We start from the raw sequence: 5,966 nt of genomic DNA on the forward strand, positions 1-5,966 counted from the left end.
CCGGCCCTGGGAGCAATATGGGAGCCAGATCGTAAGCAACCCCGCATATGGTACCGGGGCAGGACAGAGCACCTCAGTACCGGCTTTGCTGGTTCGCGATTCGGTCGGTCTGGCTGATGCCGCCCCGGGCGGACTGATTACCAGTGGACCGTTGCGCGGGACGACATTTGGTCCGGGCGGAGTTCCCCGCGCGCTGCAATATGGCGTACTCGTCCCAGGCGGGCAGATGATCGGCGGCGACTGGGACTATACCCGCATCGACAATGTCACCAATCTCGACATTCGACAAACGTCCTGGCGCGCCTTTGGTCGGCTTAGTTACGACCTGACCGACAATATCACGGTCTACGCGGGTGCCCAGTTCAGCCGCACCAATTCCTACAATACGAATGGTTCAAACATGTTCAATCGGGCCGACCTGACAGTGTCCGCCTTGAACCCGCTGCTGCCGGCATCCGTGCGGGCGCAAGCGGCGGCGGCGGGCGTAACCAGCTTTGCATTCGGTACAACCCATGGCGATGTCGGCAATTCACAGCCAGCGACGGTCCGCACCTTCACCCGTTACAATGCGGGGGCAGATGGTAAATTGTCGGCCTTTGGAACGTCCTGGACGTGGAACGTCCATTTCCAGCATAGCCAGACCAAGGTTCAGAACCGCGTCTTCAACGACATCATCCGCCCCTATCTGCGGCAGGCGCTCGACGCTGTCGTCGATCCGGCGACGGGGCAGATTGTCTGCCGCGACCGTTCGAACGGCTGCGTTCCCTATAATGCCTTTGGAACAGGCGTCGCTTCGGCGGCATCGATCGATTTCATCACGGGCACATCCTATGGCCTTGAATATGTCAAGCAGTCGTCGGCAGAAGCGGTGATCGGCGGGGAGCCGTTCTCGACATGGGCTGGGCCGGTGTCGGTCACGACCGGCATCGATTGGCGCAAGGATTCGGACAAGGGCACGTCGACCACGCTCGACCAGCAGCGAGCCTTCTTCTTCGGCAATTTCGCCCCTATCGATGTCAGCCAGAGCGTCAAAGAGGCCTTTTTCGAAACGGTCATTCCCCTGGCGAAGGATTATGGCTGGGCAAAATCGCTGGACCTCAATGGCGGGGTACGTGCCACCGACTATTCACTGGCGGGATATGTCACGACCTGGAAAGTCGGCCTGACCTACGAACCATTCTCCTCACTCCGCTTCCGGGCAACCCGTTCGCGCGACATCCGCGCACCTGCGCTTAGCGAAATCAGCACCGCCGGACGCACCATCGCCGGACCGGTGTTCGATCCCCTGAGGGGCGAACTCGCTTCCGTGCTCACAACAACAACGGGCAATCCCGATCTGCGCCCTGAAAAGGCGGACACGCTCGGCATCGGCGCGGTCTTTTCACCTGCCTTCATTCCCCGACTGACGATGTCCGCCGACTTCTATCACATCAAGGTGAATGGTGCGATTTCGTCGCTCTCCAATACGCAGGTCGTGGCCGGTTGCGCGGATAACAGCCAGCCCGAATTCTGCCAGTTCATCACGCGTGGTGCACCCACGCCTGGACAGGCTGTCGGCCCGATCACGGGGGTTCAGGTTTCTCCGGTGAACATTGCGGCGCTGGTCACGAAGGGCATAGACTTCGAAGGCAGCTACAGCCTGCCACTGGAAAATCTGAGCGATAGCTGGACTGGCACATTGAGCCTGCGGGCGCTTGCCACCCACACGATTTCGATCAGGAATACCAATGTAACGGGAACGCTGGAGGGCGCGGGCGCCAATGCCGCGGGGCTTGGCGTGAACGCAACCGGTGCACTCACGGCGCCGAAGTGGCGCTATAACGCGATCCTGACGCTGAATGTCGATCCCGTCACGACCAGCCTTACCTGGCGAGGCGTATCACCTGGCAAGATCAACAATGGCTTCATTACCTGTAGCAGCTCCTGCCCGGTTTCAACCGCTGCCAATCAGACGATCGACGCCAACCGCGTCGCTGCCTGGAATATCTTCGACTTCGCCATGAACTTCAAACGGCAGGTCGACGGTTTCAATTTCGAGACTTATCTCACCGTCGAAAATCTGACGAACAAGGCACCGCCCAGAATACCGGGGCAGTTGAACTCGCCGGGCTTCTTCTCCGGTTCAGCGCGCCCTTCCTACTATAGCGCGCTTGGTCGCTACTTCCATGTGGGCGTGCGCGTCGGCTTTTAGCGGCACCTCCGTCTCGCGCGGCATCCCTGCGATGCCGCACGAGATATTCTTGCTAAGTGAAAGGGTGAGTCGCCCGACTTGCCCTGCGCATCCACAGGATCATCAGAAAGGCGCGTATGACGATGGCAGGAAAAGATGATCCGGGTCTGACCCGACGCACGACGCTTCTGGGCCTTGCCGCCGTCGGTACCATATCGACCGCTGGCTGGGCTCGCGGCGCCCGGCCGGTGGTGGAGACGATATATGGCAGGATTTCGGGACACATGGATCGTGGCGTGCGCATATTTGCGGGCGTTCCCTATGCGGCATCGACGGCTGGCCCGAACCGCTTCTGTCCCCCTCAACCCGTCGAACCATGGAAGGGCGTTCGCGAGGCCACAGCCTTTGGCAATTCGGCGCCACAGCCTGCAGTCGATTTCCCCGAACGGCGGGCGCTGGCGGCGATAGAGCAGGTCAGCGAAGAATGCCTGACGCTGAACATATTCGCGCCTTCGCGCTCTTCGGCAAAGCGGCGACCGATCATGGTCTGGCTGCACGGTGGCGCCTGGCGGGTGGGGGCGGCCTCCGCGCCCGGCCTCTACGGCACCGAACTGGCGCGATCCGGCGACGTCGTGCTCGTCACCATCAATCATCGACTGGATCTGTTGGGATTCCTCAAGATCGATGATGGCGATCCGCGCTTTGCCGATTCCGGCAATCTCGGCGTGCTGGATATGATCGCGGCACTCAAATGGGTTAAGGCAAATGCCGTCGCTTTTGGCGGCGACCCGGATAACGTCACCATCTTCGGACAATCCGGTGGCGGATCGAAGGTGTCCGCTCTCCTCGGGGCGCCGGCCGCGAAGGGTTTGTTCCAGAAGGCGATCGCACAAAGCTGTAGCGGATGCCTGCGCATTACCGGCGCGCAGGAAGCCGACATGCTGGCAGAGCAGGTGAGGACACGGCTGGCTCTTCCAAAGCTCACCGGAGACGCATTGCAAACTTTGCCGCTGCAACAGCTGATCGCGGCCTCGACCGGGCGCCATCGTCCGATCGTCGATGGGCGGACATTCGCGACCCACCCCTTCGATCCGACGGCCCCGGCCATGGCAAAGGGCATTCCGCTCCTGATCGGCAATGTCGCCTCGGAAACGCGCATTTCCCTGGCGGCTGCGTCGATCGACAATTTCGATCTGGATCGTGCGGAGGTCAGTCGGCGCCTCCAACGCTTCCTGCGGCTTGATCCGTCATCAACGGACGACATACTGCGGAGCTATGAGCAGGCCTTTCCTCGCGATCGGCCCGGCGATCTGCTGGCCGACGTCACAACTGACTATTGCTATATCCGCAATACGCGCCGGATGGCTGATCTTCAGGCGTCCCACGCCCCGGTCTATACCTATCTCTTCACCCGGCAAACGCCGGTGATGGGCGGCATCCTGCGAAGTCCGCACGAAAGCGAAGTGCCGTTCATCTTCGGCACGACCGAAGCCGCCGCCGACATGGTCGGCCGTTCAGCCGATATTCCGCGAATGACCAGCATCATGATAGAAAGCTGGTCGCACTTTGCATGGCACGGCACCCCGGAAAGCCGGTTCCTGCCCTCTTGGGCGCGTCATACGGAAGGCAGCAACTTTGGCATGATGCTCGACATCCATGGCGGCATGGGCGTCCTTCCGGGAAGCGACGCTCGAGCCAGCCTCGATCGGCTGCCGATGTACGAATATAATATGCCCCTCAACTACACGCGCGCCTGAAGCCTTCTTTAGGCAGACGAACTCCTCGGCGAATCCGGGAAAGGCGGTAGAGCGGAATCTGTTCTGTCGATCGGATAGGTTCGGGAGTAGGGTTCAGGGTGCTGGCCTCACCATCGGCTCGTCCTTCACGACGATATGGATCGTAAGAAGGATCAGTGGCTTTTTTCCTACGACCTTCAAGCCATGCACCTGCCCCTCGGGAAAGGTCAACATCTCTCCAGGCTGAAGGTCGCGCTCACCCTGCTTCCATATTTCGGTGCGAGAACCGGCGATGACATAGGCGGTTTCAACGCCGGGATGGGTGTGCGGCGGTACCATCCCGCCCGGTTGCACCACCAGCCGTGACACCACAACCTCTGTCGGGCGCGACGGATTGACGTCAATACGGTTAAGAGGAGTGCGTTCGACCTCGGGCGGGGCGGCGGCCGTTACGCCGTTTGACATGGCCACCGTCAGACATAGCATGATCGATCCAATGGACCGTCGGACAAGCCGGGCCGAGTTCATTTCATCAGCTTTACATTGGCAAGCGTATCCGCGCCTGACGGAAGCGGCGTGTTCCCTGCCGGATATCCGCTTTCGCTCATCATGAAGGCAAGGATTGCTGCATAGTCGCCCTTGGCAAGGCTACCTGGCGCATCGAGCGGCATGGTGGTCGATACCAGGTCGTAGAGAGGCGATATCGGTCCCCCGGCCCATTTCGCGCGAAAATTCGCCCCGCTATGATCTTCCCTGGAGTGGCAGCTGGCGCATGAGGTTGCGAACAATCTGGCGCCTGCAGCCGCTTGCGCAGCAGTATAGAGTGCCGGTCCTCCTACAGATTTCATCGGAGTGGTCGTCGTCGCTGCCTGGGGCGCATCGGCTGCGGGGACGATGGCGTTCCTGGTGCCGTCCGACGATTGCTTGATGACCTTGGCAGCGGGCGGGCGGGAAGCGCTGTCCCTGGGATCGGGAAGAGCGAACACCGTGATCGTCCCGCTGCCATTGCTCAGGTCCACATTGGTCAGAGGGCCGAAAGAGGTCGAGACGCTTGGCTTGCCACCGGCCGCCACCGCGACGAACTGTCGCCCTCCCACCTCGAAGGTGATCGGGGAGCCGGATACGTCGCCGCTGAGCCGGGTCTGCCATAACAGCGTTCCGTCTTTTGCGTTCAGCGCGAAGAAACGGCGATCTACGGACCCGCCGAACACGATGTCCCCTTCGGTCGCGAGAGCCGGGGCGGTCATCGCTGCACCGCCCGGGACACGATATGCCCAGGCGCGTTTTCCCGTCACAGGATCGAAGGCCACGAATTCGCCGACATAGTCCATTCCGGGCACAAGCTTGGGCGTACCGATCACACCCGTCAGCGCCCGCTTGTCCCGACCGGGCCGACCCATCATCCCCGGCTCCATGTTGCGCAGGTCGATGGGCACCACGCGCGCGTCCATGCAACTATTGTTGACGCCCAGATAATAATAGCCCGTCTTCTTGCTGAAGCTACCCGCCTGAAGGTTCCGCGCTCCATGGAAATGCGGGCAAACCTCAAACACCTTGCCGGACCCGACATCTTCCGGCGACGGGACGGTAGCCGGATTGACGATGGCCTTCCCCTTGTCGGTCCAGCCCAGGATCATATTGTCATATGCGGTCTTGAAAGAGGACAGATACTCGCCAGTGGCCCGATCCACCACCACGCCCCATCCGACCTTGCTCGTCAGGATTGCGGTTTTGCGGACTTTTCCCTTGAAAGGCAGATCGACGAGCATCGGTTCGAATACGGCCCGGTCCCAATTGTCGCCCGGCGCCATCTGGAAATACCAGCGGATCTTGCCGGTATTGGCATCCAGCGCCAGGGCGCTGTCGGAATAGAGCGCATCCCCCTTTCCACGAATGGCGGATGTCCATGGCGTCGGCTGGCCGGTGCCGAAATAGACAAGCTTCAATTCAGGATCATAGGTGATCGAATTCCACGGAGCAGCGCCGGCAGGCCTTATGGTGTCATGCTTTTCCCAGCTTGCATAAGCCTTGGGATCATCGCGAGTCGGCGCAGTGCGTGT

4 protein-coding genes are annotated in these 5,966 nt (G+C 60.9%); 2 read left to right on the forward strand and 2 right to left on the reverse strand.

The window, feature by feature from the left end; genetic code table 11:
* The coding region (locus VMR39_RS06840) for a TonB-dependent receptor domain-containing protein (RefSeq protein ID WP_325415239.1) at positions 1–2,191 on the forward strand (2,191 nt) is incomplete at its 5' end.
* 122 nt (positions 2,192–2,313) lie between these two features.
* Positions 2,314–3,927 (forward strand): carboxylesterase/lipase family protein, encoded by a 1,614-nt coding sequence (locus VMR39_RS06845; protein ID WP_325415240.1) that lies wholly within the window; start codon positions 2,314–2,316, stop codon positions 3,925–3,927.
* A gap of 93 nt (positions 3,928–4,020) precedes the next feature.
* Here VMR39_RS06845 and VMR39_RS06850 read toward each other — a convergent pair whose 3' ends face one another.
* Both VMR39_RS06850 and VMR39_RS06855 read right to left on the reverse strand, forming a co-directional pair.
* Positions 4,021–4,392 (reverse strand): cupin domain-containing protein, encoded by a 372-nt coding sequence (locus VMR39_RS06850; RefSeq protein ID WP_325415241.1) that lies wholly within the window; start codon positions 4,390–4,392, stop codon positions 4,021–4,023.
* A gap of 38 nt (positions 4,393–4,430) precedes the next feature.
* A partial coding sequence (locus VMR39_RS06855) for a PQQ-binding-like beta-propeller repeat protein (RefSeq protein WP_325415242.1) occupies positions 4,431–5,966 on the reverse strand: 1,536 nt, incomplete at its 5' end.

Origin of the sequence: Sphingobium sp., from assembly GCF_035511395.1 — a bacterium.
Taxonomy (GTDB): domain Bacteria; phylum Pseudomonadota; class Alphaproteobacteria; order Sphingomonadales; family Sphingomonadaceae; genus Sphingobium.